Here is a 16522-nt window from a genome sequence, read left to right as displayed (position 1 = left end):
CGCAGAAAGGAGAGCTTATGAGAACAGGGCTTACCAAGCGGGAAAAGACCACCGACATTTGGTTTGACGAGAAAGACCCCCTTATCCATATCCGCACCCACAACACCGCCTTGAAGAAGCGTCTGCTTGCATACAGCCGCCGTTATCCGGCGATCTGCCAGCAGACCGACGCAGACCCGGAAACGGGCTGCATGGAGTTTGATATTGAGAAAGGCCGCTTCTCTTTCCGTCTGACCGCCCCATACAGTGAGGAACGGCGGGAAGCAGCGCGGCAGTTTGCCAAGGAAAACAATGCCGCCAGCAGACTGAAATGAGGTGGATTTGTTCATAATCCTGTGCTATACTTCTCTTGAAAAAAGAACAACAAATCGAAATTTTGAGGAGGTTTACTATGATATATAAGTTTACGGAAGTATTAAACGATCTTGTTAATTATTTTATTCTTGGTGACATTTTACTACTGGAAAGTTGGAAAAGAGCCAATAATCTTTCAGACGATTTGGCAACGGAATTTACCACAAATGAAAGTGGGGATAGGGCTTTTAGTGAAGGTATTGTTATCCCCATGAGTGGCATTGAAAACTATCCTTATACCGTATTGTTTAATCTCTCTGGTGATAAACCGGAGTTGTGCAAAGGGGAAAGCCGATTGCAGTTTAGAAGGAGTGGTTATTCCCTCAAAGTGGATAATAATATGCTTATGCTTTTTACATGGCACATATTAAAACAGTTTACTCCCGAAAAAGTGAAAACTCTAATTTCTTATTACAGACAGAATAAAAAGCCAATTGTCGAACTTGCAAATGGCTGGTATCATATCGAGATTTTGGGTGGAGAAACCTTGCAGGACGGGGACTATGAGCCTACATTTGAATTTGTGATACAACCAATAGAAAATGAAGAAAAAGCCGCAAATGCTGATATGAATTTAAGCTTTGAAATTATAAGTTCTGCTTATTAAAACTAAATATATTATCCACAAGGGCAGCCGAGAAAATCGACTGCCCTTTTTCCATGCCTACGGGCAGAAAGGAGCGACCAGCTATGACGAAACCGAGGGAGAAAACCCGTGAGGAATTGACCGCCGAGATTGAGGAAGGCAAGAAGAAAATCCGGCAGTTTGAAAACCGGGAGAAAATCATCAAGCAGAAGCTATCCGTCGAGGAACGCAAGGCGAGAAACCACAGGCTTTGTAAGCGCGGCGGCTTCATGGAGAGCCTTGTGCCGGAGCTGATTGCCATGCCGGACGAGGACGCGAAAGCCTTTTTACGGCTTGCCTTGATGAGCGAGCCAGCACAGGAGTTTTTGAAAAAACGAGCCGGGGACGGGAATGCGGAGTAATCCCTTTGGAACAAAGGGCGCACTTATACACCCTTGCGGGCGTGTGCGCTCTGCCGAGGGCTCATCTCCGCACAGGGAACTTTCCCCGCGCTCCGATATGGCGACTTTGCCGCAACAAGGGGCTGCACCCCTTGCGCCGCTTACGCGGCTATCCCTGCACACCCACAAAAACAGTACACCCGCCGTTGGTGTCTGTACCATTTTTGCGGGTCTTGTTATCCTATCCGGGAGGTGATACCCATAGCCATCTATCATTGTAATATCAGCATTGTCAGCCGGGGCAAGGGCAAATCAGCCGTTGCCGCAGCCGCCTACCGAAGCGGCGAGAAAATCACAAACGAGTGGGACGGAATGACCCATGACTACACCCGCAAGCGCGGCGTTGTCCATACGGAAATCCTATTGCCGCCCCATGCCCCGCCCTCTTTCTCTGACCGCGCTACCCTATGGAACAGTGTGGAGCTTTACGAGAAAGCCGGGAACGCCCAGCTTGCCAGAGAGATTGACGCAGCACTCCCCATAGAATTATCCAGAGAGGAACAGATCCGGCTTGTCCGGGAATACTGTTCCTCTCAATTTGTTTCCAGAGGAATGTGCGTTGACTTTGCCATTCACGACACTGACAGCGGCAACCCCCATTGTCATATCATGCTTACCATGCGCCCCCTTGACGAGCGCGGCGCATGGGCGGCGAAGTCCAAAAAGGAATATGACCTTGACGAAAACGGCGAGCGCATACGCTTGCCAAGCGGCAGATATAAGACACACAAAGTTGACCTCACAGGCTGGAACGACAAGGGCAACGCGCTTTTGTGGCGCAAGGCATGGGCGGATATTTCAAACGCCTACCTTGAACGCGCCGGACACCCGGAGCGTATCGACCACCGCAGCAACGCCGAGCGCGGCATTGACGAGCTGCCTACCGTCCACATGGGCGTAGCGGCTTGTCAAATGGAGAAGAAAGGCATAGCCACCGAGAAAGGCGAGCTGAACCGGAATATCCAAAAGGCAAACCGCCTTATCCGGGAAATCCGGGCGCAGATTGGAAAGCTCAAAGAATGGATTGGCGAACTGTTCAAGGCGCGGGAAACTGCCCCGGAGCAGCCCCCGCAATCCCCCGGCCTTGCAAATCTGCTGATGAAATATTTAAGCGTTCAGAGAGAAAAGAGCCGGAAGTATTCGCAGAGTTGGCAAAGGCAGCACGCCGCCGATGAACTGAAAACCGTTGCAAAGGCGGTCAACTATCTTTCCGAGCATGGCATTTCCACCCTTGACGAGCTGGACGCTGCTCTTTCCTCTGTCAGCGATAAAGCCTATTCAATCCGGGAGGGAATGAAAACCGCCGAGCAGCGCATGAAAGAGCTGCAAAAACTCATGGAGTACGGCAGAAATTATCAAACCTACAAGCCCATACAGGACGAGTATCGGCAAATCCGCTGGAAAGGAAAACAGGAGAAGTTTGCGGAAGCCCGCCGCGCCGAGCTTACCCTATGGGACGCGGCAAACCGCTATCTCCATGCCCATTTGCCGGAGGGCGTGAAAACCCTGCCGATCTCCGCGTGGGAGAAAGAATATACCGCCCTCAAAGCACAGCGGGAAGCGGAATATGAAACGCTGAAAGATACCCGCGCCGAAGTTGCCGAGCTTCAAAAAATCCGCAAATGCGTGGATATTGCACTCCGCGCCGACCAACCGGCACAGACGCAGAGCCGCACCAAGCGGCAGGAACAGGAGCGATAAAGGAAAGGACGGGCAAGCTGTTCGGCTTGTCCGCCCTCTGTACTATTGGATGGATAAAAGGCGACTCATTTCTTTTTGAATTTTGTTACAATCTTATTTACCCATATATCTACAATTATATCACCTATGGTTGCAAGGAAATCAACTATTAAATCAATCATAAGATCACCTCTTAAATCCAACTTGCTAACCCCATTATATTTGAAATCTGTGAACAATTCAACCACAGAAAGAGAGGTATCAACCATGTATTACACCCAAGAACAGATAGACCGGGCGAACCAAGCCGACCTTGTTTCTTTCCTACAATCACAGGGCGAGCAGCTTACCCGCGCCGGAAATGAATACCGCTGGAAACGGCACGACAGCTTGACCGTCCGGGGAAACAAATGGTACAGGCACAGCCAGAGCAAGGGCGGCGGCCCCGTCGATTTTGTCATGGAGTTTTTCGGCAAGAGCTTCACCGAAGCCGTGGAACTTCTCACAGGAGAAAAGGGAGCCGTACCGCCGCCGGACAGACCTTGCCCCGCGTCCCTATCCGACTTCCGGCTACCGCCCCCAAACAGCGACAATCGAACAGCGAGGAACTACCTCACAGCAGCCCGCCGCATTGATGAAGATGTGACGGGCTTTTTCTTTGCCCGCGGCGATATTTACGAGGACGCAGCCCACCACAACGCCGTATTTGTGGGGCGGGACGAGGACGGAATACCGCGTTACGCCCACAGCAAGGGGACGGCGGGAAACTTCCGGCTTGATGTGAAAGGCAGCGACAAAGCCTTTAATTTCTGCTACCGGGGCGAGAGCGACAGGCTTTTTGTCTTTGAAGCCCCCGTTGACCTGCTCTCTTTCCTCTGCCTGTTCAAAAAGGCATGGCAGAAACAGAGCTATTTGTCATTGGGCGGCGTGGGAGAAAAAGCCCTGTTGCGTTTCCTCTCTGACCGCCCAAACATCAAGACCGTTTACCTCTGCCTTGACAGCGACCAAGCGGGAAACGACGCTTGCAGCCGCCTTGCGGAGCTTGTGCCGGAGGGATATACCGTCCACCGCCTTGTGCCGCTGTTTAAGGACTGGAACGAGGTATTGCAGCACCGGGCAGAAATCACAGACGGGAAGTATATCCGGGAAGCGGTTTACGGCTTGAAAGAGCCGCCGCAGGAAGAAACCGTCGAGATTATTCGCATGAGCGAGGTTGACACACAGACCGTTGAATGGCTATGGGAGCCGTATATCCCGTTTGGAAAAGTAACCATTGTGCAAGGCAATCCCGGCGAGGGCAAGACCACCTTTGCCCTACGCCTTGCCGCCGCCTGCACCACCGGGGGAACGCTGCCGGGAATGAAGCCCTTGCCGCCATTCCAAGTGATTTACCAGACCGCCGAGGACGGGCTGGGCGATACCGTCAAGCCCCGCTTGATAGAAGCCGAAGCCGACCTTGACCGCGTGCTTGTGATTGATGAAGCCAAGCGGGAGCTTACTCTCTCCGACGAGCGCATAGAAAAGGCAATCACGCAGAACGAGGCGCGGTTGATTATCCTTGACCCCATACAGGCGTACATGGGCGAGAAAACCGACATGAACAGGGCAAACGAAGTGCGCCCCATGTTCCGCCGCCTTGCCGATGTTGCCGAGCGTACCGGGTGCGCCGTTATCCTTATCGGACACTTGAACAAAGCTGCCGGAGGGCAGAGCGCATACCGGGGCTTAGGTTCTATCGACTTCCGCGCCGCAGCAAGGAGCGTCCTGCTGATCGGGCGCGTGAAGCGGGAGCCGAATGTGCGTGTTATCGTCCATGACAAATCTTCCCTTGCGCCGGAGGGCAAGCCCGTTGCCTTTTGCCTTGACCCGGAAACAGGCTTTTCATGGATAGGCGAATACGACATAACCGCCGACGAACTGCTATCCGGCGCGGGCGGGAACACCACCACCAAGACCGAACAGGCCGAGAAGCTGATACTTGACTTACTCGCAGACGGGAAAGAGCTTGCCAGCGAGGACATTGTAAAGGCCGCAGCCGAAGCTGGAATATCCGAGAGGACGGTTAAAAATGCCCGCCGCAATCTTGATACCCGGATAGAAGTCATACGCCGGGGAAATCAATGGTACTATCGCAGGAACGAAGCCAAGAGTGCAAAGTAAGAATGCAATCCGTAGATACCTTTGCATTGTTGCACCCTTGCACCCTTACCCGATATGACCGCCTCATGTGCCGACCACATGGGGCTTTATCTTTGAAAGGAGAGCCTATGAACAATGAAACCAGCAAGACCAGCACCCCCGCAGCCGTTTCCCCTCTGACCGCCAAACCCGACCTTGTGAAGAACATCGGCGGCACGACCTTTGACATTCATATCCATTTCAGCGAAACCAGCCGGGAAACCTTTACGGACAAGGTTGTGCGCCTTATCCAGAACGACAGCGGCGATGAAACCGCTTAAAAGCAAGATACTATTTTCTTGTTCCTTATTGACAAAACCCGAAAGGCAGCATCGTGATTGAGTGCGGCAACGCCCTTTTGAAGCATGGCTACACCATCAAGATTTTCAACACCATCAACTTTCAGAAGTCGATGCACTATAACCCATTTGCCTATATCCATTCAGAAAAAGACATTCTGAAACTGGTGACAACGCTGATTGCCAACACAAAGGGTGATGGAAAAGCCGGTGATGAGTTCTGGACGAAGGCGGAAACGCTGCTCTACTGTGCCTTGATCGGATATATCCACTATGAAGCTCCGGTTGAGGAACAGAATTTCTCCACCCTGATTGAGTTCCTGAACGCAATGGAGGTGCGGGAAGATGATGAGGAGTTCCAGAACCCGGTGGATCTGATGTTTGAAGCCCTGGAAAAGAAAAAGCCGAATCACTTTGCAGTCCGTCAGTATAAAAAATACAAGCTGGCTGCCGGTGATATATGCTCTAAGTGACTTCTTAATCATGATTGTGTCATGGTTAGTGAAGCAATCACTTAGAGCATTTTTGTTTCAGGAGGTACAGCCATGAGAAATGAAAAAATTACCCCACTGTATGAGCGCCTGAGCCGGGACGATGAGTTACAGGGTGAGAGCAACTCTATATCCAACCAAAAGCAGATGTTAGAGGATTTTGCCCGCCGGAATGGGCTGCCAAACCCTACGCACTTTACCGATGATGGTATCTCAGGCACCCGTTTTGACCGCCCCGGATTTTTGGCGATGATGGAGGAAGTTGAGGCAGGGCGTGTAGAGGCGATCGTCATCAAGGACATGAGCCGGTTGGGGCGCGACTATCTAAAGGTCGGTCAAGTTATGGAAGTTTTGCGGCAGCGAGGCGTTCGTCTGATTGCCATCAACGACGGTGTGGATAGTCTGAAAGGCGATGACGATTTTACCCCGTTCCGCAACATCATGAATGAATTTTACGCCCGTGATACCAGCCGGAAAATCCGCTCTGTGTTTAAGTCAAAAGGCATGAGTGGTAAGCACCTGACAGGCACCGTGATTTACGGCTACTTATGGGACGAAAAGCGGGAGCATTGGCTGGTAGATGAAGAAGCCGCCGAAGTGGTACGCCGTATCTTTTCCCTCACGCTGGCGGGATATGGGCCTTATCAGATCGCCTGCAAATTATCCGCAGACCGGATTGAAATTCCTGTCGTACACCTTGCCCGCTTCAACGAGGGTGTGAACCGTTCAAAGCCGGTCAAAGACCCCTATGGATGGGGGTCATCTACCATCGTGAACATTTTGAAAAAACGAGAGTATTTGGGGCACACCATCAATTTCAAGACCCGCAAGCACTTTAAGGACAAGAAAAGCCACTATGTTTCTGAGGACGAGTGGACGCTCTTTGAGAATACCCATGAAGCCATTATCGACCAGCAGACCTTTGATCTGGTGCAGAAAATCCGCAGCAATGTACGGCGTTATCCAAACGGCTGGGGCGAAGCAGCTCCCCTCACGGGCTTGCTCTATTGTGCAGATTGTGGCGGCAAGATGTATGTCCACCGCACCAACAATGGCAGGCGGATTTCTCAATATACCTGTTCCAATTATACCAAAGTTCCGTGTGGGACACTATGCCCTACACAACACCGTATCAATGAGAGTGCTGTTCTGACATTGGTTTCTGACACGCTCCGGGCTATCGCTGAATATTCCAGAAATGACCGGACGGAATTTATTCACACCGTTCAGGAAACGCAGGTTGCTCAACAGAGTGCCGATATATCGAAAAAGCGCAGGCGTCTGGCCGCTGCTCAAAAGAGAGCCGGAGAACTGGAAAAACTGATTTGCAAAATCTATGAGGACAATGCCCTCGGCAAGCTGCCGGATGCACGATATAGGGCGCTTGATGCACAGTATGCCAAAGAGCAGGACGCACTTGAGATTGAAATTGCGGAGCTGGAAAAGGCTGTGACCGGCTACGAGCAAAGCCAGAAATCAGCGGAGAAATTTATAGCCCTGATTGATAAGTACGAGAATTTTGACACGCTGACAAATACCATGCTCAACGAGTTTGTAGAGAAAATCCTTGTCCATGAACGCTCCCGAAAAGGCAGTCAGGATACCACGCAGGAAATTGAAATTTACTTCAATTTTTTAGGACGCTATATCCCGCCATCCTTACAGCCGGTTCCTTTAACTCCAGAGGAACAGGAAGAATTGCGGAAAAAAGAAGAACGCAAGGACAGGCTCCATCAGAACTATTTGAAGCGGAAAGCCAGCGGCGCACAGAAACGGTATGAGGACAAAATCAAGGCGAAGAAAAAAGCGGAAATGGACGCTAAGAAAGCCCTGATCCGGGCTGAGGATATGAAAAAAGGTGTTTTTTCTACTGTCGGACAGCTACCGAAAGAAGAACCGCGCAAAGGCAGCATAGCAGCCAGCGCAGCAGTCTAATCATCACGGAGCAAAGGAGAATGAATATGAGTAAGTTGACTTACATTCGTTGTGGAGATTATGATATACCCAACCTAAAACTTTCTGAACAGCCGGAAACTTCTATCGGCAAGTACGGCAGGATGCGAAAATCCTACCTGAAGGAACATCGTCCCATTCTCTACAACCAACTGCTGATGAGCGAGGAGCTGTATCCACACCTGTTAGAGATTGACCGGACAGCGCAGGAGCGTATGGACACCATGTTACCTCACATGATGGAGGCTGCGGGTGTCACTGAGGAACTGAAAGCCTGTGATCCTATGCGTTGGGTGGGGCTGATGAACACATTAACGGCACAGATTGAGGAAATTTTAATCAGGGAACTGATTTGCAGCTGAATGGGAGGTGTGGGAAATGCTGACCTTTGAAAAGGTTTTGAAAGTGTTTCAGGCATATCTGGATGATGACCCTCTGTATGAGGTGGTTCAGACCAGCCACGGTTATACATTGATGGCATGGGAACCCCACCGGAATGACTGGTATAGCGCCGAGATACAGAAAACCCCAGAGGATTTACGGAACGCTTTGCTGGGTACATACGCCAACTTTCTGGAAGATAAAATTACCGGAAACGAGCGTGAACTGACTGTGACAGAAACCGGAGAAATCCAGCAGAGGTGTCGGGAACTTTTGAAAAAGTGCCGGGAACCTTGATATAGAAATGCCAGAAGGAGGCCGCGATTATGCGTCCTCCTTCTGCTTCGCAGTCTGTTCCATTTTGAGCGCCCCGTCTATGGCACCTTCGATAATCGGCAGGTATTCTTCAGGACAGAGCTTCAGCTTGTGGCTAACCCGTTGCCGCTGTTCGCTTTCTTCTCGCATGATCTCCGGGTTAAAATACCGTTCCACGGGAAGTCCGCAGACCTTAATCAACTGGATCATCACAGGCAGGCTCGGAATCGCACCTTGATTCTCAATGTTGGCAAGATACCGCCATTCAATCCCAACCATTTCTGCCAATGTTTTTCGTGCCAGACGCTTTGCCTCTCGTGCGGCTTTGACATCTGCGCCGAAGGTTTCAAAACCGGGACAGTCTTCAACTTTCGCCATATAATATCACCCAGTTACATTGTATAATTCATACTTTGCCCGTGGAATGTTACTATATGCAGGTTAGTTGAAGTTTATAATTCATATTTCATTTCTTGTATTATTCGAGGTAGAGAACTATAATATATCCTGTGGAGGTGCGAAATGGACTATATGACATTGAAAGAGGCTGCCGAGAAATGGGGCGTGACACCTCGTAGAGTAAATTACTATTGCGCTGCTGGGCGTATCCCCGGCGCTGTAAAGATGGCTGGTGTTTGGCTGATCCCAAAGAACGCAGAAAATCCGATTGACGGAAGGACAAAACAAGGGAAGGGGTTGCACCATGAATAAAATCCTGATTATAGATGATGACAGAGAACTGTGCGCTTTGATTAAACGTAGCGTACAAGCAGAAAACATAGAAGCTGATTTTTGTAATACCGGAAAAGAGGGCTTACAAAAATTAAGAGAGCAGGAGTATCAGCTTGTGGTGCTGGATGTGATGATGCCTGGTATGGATGGCTTTGAAACGCTGGAAGAAATCCGCAAAGAGAACAGCCTGCCGATTTTGATGTTTACATCCAAAAATGACAGCATTTCTAAAGTGCGGGGCTTACGGGCCGGGGCAGACGATTATCTGACAAAACCGTTTGATATGGACGAACTGATTGCCCGTATTGCGTCTCTTATTCGCCGCTACACTCGCTTTAATCAGCAAGCTGGAGCCATACAAAAGCTAAATTTTGACGGATTGCAGATTGACCTTGAAAATCGTTCTGTTACTACATCAAACGGCACTTTTGAACTGCCCCCAAAGGAATTTGATTTGCTCCTGTACTGTGCAAAACATCAAGGGAAAATTTTGACCAAACAGCAGATTTATGAGGAAGTATGGGGCGAAGAATATTTCTATGATGACAGTAACATTATGGCGATTATCAGCCGGCTTCGTAAAAAATTAGAAGTCAATCCTTCAAGCCCAAAGTATATACAAACGGTCAAAGGGATTGGCTACCGGTTTAATAAGGAGGTGTAGTCAGCATGGAAATTATCGTATTCTTGTCCATTGTGATTACTGTTGTGGCTGTATTGACTTCCATCGTTCTCGTTCGGCGTGTAAAAAAACAAATAGCAGAAATGACCGACGTGCTGGTTGATGTGAAAAACGGAAATGGCAACCGGCGTATTCTATCTGCAACAAATGAACTGACAGCACCTCTTGCCTATGAAATCAATGAGATCGTTGTGGCCTATGAAAGCAGACTTTCAACTGTACGGCAGACAGAAGAAACCAACCGTCAACTTATGACGAGCCTTTCCCATGACGTGCGAACGCCCCTTACTACTCTGCTTGGGTATCTTGACGCTACACACAAAGGACTGGTCACAGGAAAAGACCGGGATGATTATATTGAAACCGCCCGTCGGAAAGCCCATGATCTGAAAGAATACATTGATGTACTTTTTGACTGGTTCAAGTTAAATTCCAACGAGTTTGCTTTGGAGATCCAGAGCGTTGAGGCCGCAGAGCTGACAAGAAATATTCTGATCGACTGGATACCGATTTTTGAGGATAAACAGGTTAATTATGACATTGATATTCCCGAACAGCCTGTCCGGGTAAGATTGGATATGGACAGCTATATGAGGATCGTCAACAATCTCATTCAAAATGTAATCGCTCACAGCCATGCAGACAAAATCAAAATTGTCCTGTCAAAGAAGGAAAATAACATGGAGCTGCTGCTGGCGGATAATGGAGTAGGAATTGAGAAAGACGATTTGAAACACATATTTGAACGGCTTTATAAGTGTGATAAAGGACGCTCCGAAAAAGGAAGCGGACTTGGTCTTTCTATTGTCCATCAGCTTGTAGAAAAGATGGGTGGAAGCATAACAGTTGAAAGCTTTCCGGGAGAAGGAACGGAATTTATGTTGCTTTTTCCTTTGGAGATTTAAGCGGGTTCCCGTCTTTATGGCGGGAACCTTTGTCATTTTTGCCGGATTTCAAATTGCAAGGTTAATGCAAGGTTGCGGCAAGGTTAATGCAAGGTTGGCGTGATAGAATACCTTACAGAACAGGAGGTTTTGAATATGGATACAAATTACATCATTGAAACAAAAAATCTGACGAAGCAATATGGCTCACAAAAGAGTGTGGCTGACTTAAATATCCATGTGAAGCGTGGGAGAATTTATGGTCTGCTGGGCAGAAACGGAGCCGGAAAAACTACTACCATGAAAATGCTGTTGGGCTTAACGAAGCCGACTTCCGGAGAGGTCAAAATCTGGGGAAAACCCTTGCAGGGGAATGAAAAGAAATTGCTGCCACGTATCGGCAGCTTGATTGAGTCTCCCGGCTTTTATCCCAATCTGACCGGCACAGAGAACCTGCGTATCTTTGCTACCCTGCGGGGTGTACCAAACAATCATGCCATCAAAGATGCTCTGGATTTGGTAGGACTTCCCTACAAAGATAAAAAACTCTTTTCTCAGTATTCTCTTGGTATGAAGCAGCGGCTTGCCATCGCCCTTGCCGTTATGCACGATCCAGAACTTTTGATTTTGGATGAACCAATCAACGGTCTCGATCCTATCGGTATTGCAGAAGTACGCTCCTTTATTCGGGAGCTTTGCGACGCAAGAGGAAAAACCATTTTGATTTCCAGTCACATTCTTTCGGAGATTTCCCTGCTGGCTGACGATATTGGAATTATCGACCACGGCGCATTGCTGGAAGAAGAAAGCCTTGCTGAACTGGAGCAAAAAAGCAGTAAGCATATCCGGTTTACACTCTCTGATACTGCACAGGCGGCAAGAATTTTGGAACGCAATTTCCATGAAAACCATTTTTCCATACAGGACGACCACAATCTGCGCCTGCACAACCTTGATCTGCCTGTGGGGAAAATTGTAACTGCCTTTGTAGAAAACGGATTGGAGGTATCAGAGGCGTATACTTGTGAAGAAAGTCTTGAAGATTACTTCAAGCGTGTGACAGGGGGCGAAGGAATTGCTTAAACTAATCAAATGCGAATTTTTGAAATTAAAACGGAAGCCCTTGGTATTTATTTCTCTGCTGCTTTCTGTTTTCATGCCATTGGCTTATGCTTTCTTTCTGGCAGATGTAAACACTGATGTGGATGCTGTAAATGGAGTGATGTCCAGCCTGTTCCAGCTCAGTGCTTATTTGCTTTTGATGCCGCTCCTTGTGATACTGGCTTCCAATCTGCTGTTTGAGGAGCTGGACAATGACACACTAAAAAACCTTGTTACCATACCGATAAACAGAACCAAGTTGGTGCTGTCCAAGATGCTGGTTTTGCTATTGTTTGCCGTTGGCTTTATGGCAGTTGGAGGATTGGTAAATCTTGCGGTTTTGCTGTTTCAGGGCTGGGAGCCGGTTGGGTTTTGGACCTTGTTTGGCGTTGGGATAGAAGAAGGGCTGATTATGTGGGTAGGCGCACTTCCATGTATCCTGCTCGTTGTTCTTCTTAATAAAAACTATATCGTGTCGGTCGTGATTACCTTTTTCTATACGACTGCAAATTATATCCTTTCGATGAGCGATGCGTTCCTCACACAGCCTTTTGGTTTGAATATCGGAACCCTGTTTCCGGGACCGCTGGCTTTCCGCTGGACCTTCCAATTTTATGACCAAAGCCAGACCAGTGCGGAATTGGCAGACTTGTTGGAACGGATCAGTCCGTATTTTCTGAATGGTGTTCAGGTGTTCGGTGTGATTGTTGTGGAAGCCGTTGTATTTCTTGCGCTGATTGCGTTGGTTTACCGGCGCCAGGAAATCTAAGGGGGTGTAATTATGTGGAATTTATTAAAAGCAGAATTGCTCAAGCTACGCCGGTGCCAAATACTTTGGGTGGGGCTGGTGGCGCTTGCACTCTGTCCGTTGGTGCAATATGGGAGCCAGCTGATTGTGGAGGCGGAGTACCGAAATCCAAACTATGATTTTTCCACTCTGTTTGAGAATGTTGTCTGGGGCAATACGCAGATGTTTTTTCCGATTTCACTGGTGATGATTGGCAGCTGGCTGATTGACAGAGAATCCACCCATGATACGCTGAAAAACATCATGACAATTCCTGTTTCCATGCCGAAAATGCTGGGAGCTAAGCTCTTTTGGGTCGGGATTTTTGCAGTCCTGCTGGGAATATACAGCGTTGGCGTTACCTTGATTACTGGATTGACGGTTGGATTATCGGGACTGACAGTGGAAGTGTTTTTTCATGGAGGTACACAGATCGTGTTGGCAGCTCTGACGACCTATTTGGTCTGTATGCCGCTGATCTTGATTTTTGGGCAGATCCGAGGGGCATATCTGGGAGGTTCCATTCTGGCGTTTTTCCTTGGATATAGCATGCTGTTCTTCAAAGGCGGTATCCTTGCCAGCATCTATCCGTTTTCTGCTGCGCTGATTTTAGTGGGCTTTGACATGAGTGGATATGCCGGAACAACCACAGCCCCGAATCCTTTGCTGGCAGTCATTGGGGTTGGCATCATGGTTCTCTGGGCGGTGCTGTTGTTACTGATGTCCAGTAACAAAAAAGAAATAAAATCCCGTAAACAGGCAAATTCCAAGGGAAAAGGAAAGCGTGCTGTACGCAGGAAAGGAAGGTGATACCTGTGAAGAAAATAGTTCTATCATTATGCTTGATACTGTTGGGCGCTTCTGTGCTTTCCGGTTGTACAAAAGATGAAGTTCTCGATCAGTATAACAATATTGTTCAGTCTGCTGGTTCCATAGCACTTACCGGAAATTCATCCTTACAAGGTACGAAAGAAAAAGGAATTGATGATTATACAGGAAGCTATACAGCCAACTATGAGGATTTTTCAGATACAGAGTATTTGTTCGGCGGAACTTCCATAAAGCGTGAAGCGGGTAAGGATCTGTCTATTGATTGCGCGCTGGAGGTTACGGATGGAACTGCAAAAGTATTTTGGATTTCTGGAGCTGATGAAGAAGTCACTTTGCTTGAAACAACCGGAACATATAGTGATACAATTACACTCCCTGAAGGTGGAAACTATATCGGCATTGAATGTGAAAATTTCACTGGAAGTATTGAATTGAATATGGAGTAACATTCTGCCGCACGACGGCAAAGAAAAAAAGCTGTCGTACAGCAGACACATTTCCACGCGCCTATGAAGCGGCGGCTTTGATTTTCAGAGCCGCCGTTTCTTTTCGTCTCCCAAAACCAACGACGACCCAACACCGTGTAAATCCACGGCGGCACATAGGAGGATTGCCGCCGTGTCTATTTTTGCCTTTTTTCACAGTCCCCATGACCTGCACCAGCTAAAAAAAGCCTGTTCCCAGCAGCGGAGCAATGCGGTCAGAAGTATGCACTATACCATGTAACTAAACAGCAAAATATACTCTATTACGCTCGTATGGCTTTATGCCGTCCGGGCGCTTTTTTGTCCCTATGGAGCCGGAACATCGGGTCAGCATGGCCCGAACTTTATCCCCGGTGCCGTTCTCCGCCGCCCCATTCAGATTTACCCAAAAAATCTGAATGGAGGAAAGGCAGATGGAAGTTACCATCAATTATAACGGACAAGCTGTGGCCGTGGAGGTTACGCTGGAAGTCTATGAATTTCTTGACCGGGCCGATCATAAAACGGAGAACCTGTTCCATGAACAGCGGCGGCATTGGGATGGCCGGGAGTTTGACGAGTACATCATTACCACCGAGGGTGTAGGGGTCTACGGCGAAACGCCGGAGGAATACCTTTGCCGCATGGAAACGCTGCATGAGCTGATGGCTGTTCTGGACACCTGTACCGAGGCCCAGCGCCGCCGGTTCCTGCTCTATGCGCTTGACGGGCTGAGCCTTGCAGAGATCGGTGTGCTGTGCGGCTGCTCCAAAGTGGCTGTGTATCAAAGTGTGGAGGCGGTCAGAAAAAAATTTATAAATTTCTTTGAGAACAGGCTTAACGAATGACCTGTTTTCTGGCTACCAAGTGAAAGGGATCATTTCCCTTATCTCAGCGAGGGGCGGACAGCGGACGAGCTGTCCGCCTCTCCCATTTTCAGGAGGTAAGCCTATGAAAACAATCAATCTGCGGTGGATTTATACCCACTACCGGCACGACGAGTTTGTAGAGGTCAGCGACGAGGTCTGGGAGGCCATGCGGCAGGCCCAGCGCGAGATGAACAACTATGAGCGCCGGAAGGTCTACCACCGCGCCTGGTACTCCCTGGACGCATATAGCTGGACGGAGAACTACGCGCTGGAACACGGCAGATCGCCGGAGGATATTCTGGTGGAACGAGAAGAAATGACCACCCGTCTGCGCCTGATTGCAGCTCTGCCTGCGGCTCTGGCTCATGCCACTCCGACACAGGCCCGCCGTGTTCACGCCTACTACATTGTTGGTATCAAACAGCCGGAAATCTCTCGGATAGAGGGCGTCCACAGCAGCAAGGTTAGCGTTGCCATCCGCCGGGGTCTGCGGAATATGCGCCGCTGCTATGATGGCCTTTTCCAAACAGAGTGAGGGCATGCCTATGCAGACCATCAATCTCAAACAATATTATCCATTTTGCAAAGAGGACATTTGTGTGGAGGTGTCCGATGAGATCGTCGAAGCGTTTCTTCTGGACAAGAGAGCCGAGGCCGCCAGAGATCGCAAGATGTTCCGGTATAAGGCGTTTTATTCCCTTGATTGTAACGATGGAATCGAAAATGCCGCCATCGGCTGGGCGCAGCCATCGCCGGAGGACTACCTGATAGAAAAAGAAGAATTAGCCGAATACGAAGAACTGATACGGCGATTGTATGAAGCCATTTCTTCCCTGCCGCCTATGCAGGCTCGCCGTGTCCACGCCCGCTATATGCTGGGTATGAAAGTGAAAGATATTGCCGCAATGGAGGGTATCACGCCATCACAGGCGGGAAAATCCATCCATGCCGCACTGCGGAGGCTGCGCCGGTACTTTGCTCGACAGAAATGGACGGTCAATCTATGAGTATTTCCAAAGAAAAGAGGTGCCTGACATGAACGAAAAAATTACAGCCCACCCCCAAAAAGAAGAACGGGAGAAAGTCCTGAAGGAGATTCGGCAGCTTGAAAACCGAAAGAAGATTTTGGAGAACAAGCAGCGGAACGAAGAACGCAGGGTTCGCACCCGCCGCCTGATTGAGCGTGGAGCCGTTTTGGAGGGGATTTTCCCGTTGGCTCCCGACCTTTCCGGCGCAGAGGTTAAAGCATTTCTGATTACCCTGTCCCATCTTCCTGGGGCTGCGGAATTGACTGCAAACCTGCCAAAATCCGGGGACACGCCATAAGTCCCTTGTTTACAAGGGCGCACTTATACACCGTTGCCGGTGCTGTGCGCCCTGCCGGGGGCGTTGCGTACTTCGTCCGCGATGGGAAGCTACGCTCCCCAAACCCCTTGTGTGCTCTGCGCAGCCAAACACCCGCTTTGCGTTTGTCCGGCTCCACAGAGCCTGTTAT

General features: G+C 49.2%; 21 protein-coding genes and 1 pseudogene. 21 read left to right on the top strand and 1 reads right to left on the bottom strand.

Annotation, left to right across the window (positions count from 1 at the left end):
• Positions 1 to 17 precede the first annotated feature (17 nt).
• The 10 genes and pseudogenes from DWY84_RS07465 (at position 18) to DWY84_RS07415 (ending at position 8659) form a co-directional block, all read left to right on the top strand.
• Positions 18 to 314, top strand: a complete 297-nt coding sequence (locus DWY84_RS07465; RefSeq protein WP_117534722.1) for a hypothetical protein — start codon at positions 18 to 20, stop codon at positions 312 to 314.
• A gap of 77 nt (positions 315 to 391) precedes the next feature.
• On the top strand, positions 392 to 961 hold the full coding sequence (locus DWY84_RS07460) for a hypothetical protein (protein WP_117534723.1): 570 nt from the start codon (positions 392 to 394) through the stop codon (positions 959 to 961).
• Positions 962 to 1044: 83 nt separating this feature from the next.
• A complete protein-coding gene (locus DWY84_RS07455; protein WP_117534724.1) occupies positions 1045 to 1341 on the top strand; it encodes a DUF3847 domain-containing protein in 297 nt (98 codons plus the stop codon).
• Positions 1342 to 1581: 240 nt separating this feature from the next.
• Positions 1582 to 3081, top strand: a complete 1500-nt coding sequence (gene mobQ, locus DWY84_RS07450; RefSeq protein WP_306767172.1) for a MobQ family relaxase — start codon at positions 1582 to 1584, stop codon at positions 3079 to 3081.
• Positions 3082 to 3327: 246 nt separating this feature from the next.
• On the top strand, positions 3328 to 5220 hold the full coding sequence (locus tag DWY84_RS07440) for an AAA family ATPase (protein WP_242985068.1): 1893 nt from the start codon (positions 3328 to 3330) through the stop codon (positions 5218 to 5220).
• Positions 5221 to 5327: 107 nt separating this feature from the next.
• Positions 5328 to 5519: a transposon-encoded TnpW family protein gene (locus DWY84_RS07435; RefSeq protein WP_087286542.1), complete on the top strand. Its 192-nt coding sequence runs from the start codon at positions 5328 to 5330 to the stop codon at positions 5517 to 5519.
• Between the two features lie 35 nt (positions 5520 to 5554).
• A pseudogene (locus tag DWY84_RS07430) lies at positions 5555 to 5992 on the top strand (type IV secretory system conjugative DNA transfer family protein); the annotation flags it as partial.
• A gap of 90 nt (positions 5993 to 6082) precedes the next feature.
• On the top strand, positions 6083 to 7963 hold the full coding sequence (locus DWY84_RS07425) for a recombinase family protein (protein WP_062808227.1): 1881 nt from the start codon (positions 6083 to 6085) through the stop codon (positions 7961 to 7963).
• Between the two features lie 26 nt (positions 7964 to 7989).
• Entirely contained in the window at positions 7990 to 8343 is a 354-nt protein-coding gene (locus DWY84_RS07420) for a TnpV protein (RefSeq protein WP_062808226.1), read from the top strand.
• A 16-nt stretch (positions 8344 to 8359) separates the two neighbouring features.
• Positions 8360 to 8659, top strand: coding sequence for a hypothetical protein (locus tag DWY84_RS07415; RefSeq protein WP_062808225.1), 300 nt, complete (start codon positions 8360 to 8362; stop codon positions 8657 to 8659).
• Positions 8660 to 8686: 27 nt separating this feature from the next.
• On the opposite strand, the gene DWY84_RS07410 is transcribed toward DWY84_RS07415, so the two are convergent.
• Positions 8687 to 9055 (bottom strand): helix-turn-helix transcriptional regulator, encoded by a 369-nt coding sequence (locus tag DWY84_RS07410; protein WP_005933665.1) that lies wholly within the window; start codon positions 9053 to 9055, stop codon positions 8687 to 8689.
• Positions 9056 to 9199: 144 nt separating this feature from the next.
• Between DWY84_RS07410 and DWY84_RS07405 the strand changes: the two genes are divergently transcribed.
• The 11 genes from DWY84_RS07405 (at position 9200) to DWY84_RS07355 (ending at position 16353) form a co-directional block, all read left to right on the top strand.
• The gene (locus DWY84_RS07405) at positions 9200 to 9388 is read left to right on the top strand and encodes a helix-turn-helix domain-containing protein (protein ID WP_118532002.1); all 189 of its coding nucleotides are present in this window, start codon (positions 9200 to 9202) and stop codon (positions 9386 to 9388) included.
• Entirely contained in the window at positions 9381 to 10073 is a 693-nt protein-coding gene (locus DWY84_RS07400) for a response regulator transcription factor (RefSeq protein WP_008705950.1), read from the top strand. The genes DWY84_RS07405 and DWY84_RS07400 overlap by 8 nt, the downstream gene beginning before the upstream one ends.
• Positions 10074 to 10078: 5 nt before the next feature.
• Positions 10079 to 10996, top strand: coding sequence for a HAMP domain-containing sensor histidine kinase (locus DWY84_RS07395; protein WP_062808223.1), 918 nt, complete (start codon positions 10079 to 10081; stop codon positions 10994 to 10996).
• Between the two features lie 135 nt (positions 10997 to 11131).
• Positions 11132 to 12058: an ABC transporter ATP-binding protein gene (locus tag DWY84_RS07390; RefSeq protein WP_062808222.1), complete on the top strand. Its 927-nt coding sequence runs from the start codon at positions 11132 to 11134 to the stop codon at positions 12056 to 12058.
• Positions 12051 to 12845, top strand: coding sequence for an ABC transporter permease (locus DWY84_RS07385; protein ID WP_062808221.1), 795 nt, complete (start codon positions 12051 to 12053; stop codon positions 12843 to 12845). The genes DWY84_RS07390 and DWY84_RS07385 overlap by 8 nt, the downstream gene beginning before the upstream one ends.
• 12 nt (positions 12846 to 12857) lie before the next feature.
• Positions 12858 to 13673 (top strand): ABC transporter permease, encoded by an 816-nt coding sequence (locus DWY84_RS07380; protein WP_002596321.1) that lies wholly within the window; start codon positions 12858 to 12860, stop codon positions 13671 to 13673.
• A 5-nt stretch (positions 13674 to 13678) separates the two neighbouring features.
• Complete coding sequence (locus DWY84_RS07375) at positions 13679 to 14140, top strand: hypothetical protein (protein ID WP_038259777.1); 462 nt, start codon at positions 13679 to 13681, stop codon at positions 14138 to 14140.
• 452 nt (positions 14141 to 14592) lie between these two features.
• Entirely contained in the window at positions 14593 to 15006 is a 414-nt protein-coding gene (locus DWY84_RS07370; RefSeq protein ID WP_007860240.1) for a sigma factor-like helix-turn-helix DNA-binding protein, read from the top strand.
• Positions 15007 to 15109: 103 nt separating this feature from the next.
• A complete protein-coding gene (locus DWY84_RS07365; protein ID WP_118532001.1) occupies positions 15110 to 15562 on the top strand; it encodes an RNA polymerase subunit sigma-24 in 453 nt (150 codons plus the stop codon).
• Positions 15563 to 15572: 10 nt separating this feature from the next.
• Positions 15573 to 16034: a sigma factor-like helix-turn-helix DNA-binding protein gene (locus DWY84_RS07360; RefSeq protein WP_118531999.1), complete on the top strand. Its 462-nt coding sequence runs from the start codon at positions 15573 to 15575 to the stop codon at positions 16032 to 16034.
• Positions 16035 to 16062: 28 nt separating this feature from the next.
• Positions 16063 to 16353: a DUF3847 domain-containing protein gene (locus DWY84_RS07355; protein WP_062808218.1), complete on the top strand. Its 291-nt coding sequence runs from the start codon at positions 16063 to 16065 to the stop codon at positions 16351 to 16353.
• Positions 16354 to 16522: the final 169 nt, after the last annotated feature.

This window comes from Clostridium sp. AF27-2AA (assembly GCF_003478505.1).
In the GTDB taxonomy this organism is placed as follows: domain Bacteria; phylum Bacillota; class Clostridia; order Lachnospirales; family Lachnospiraceae; genus Brotaphodocola.
This window is presented reverse-complemented; position numbering and strand designations above follow the sequence as displayed.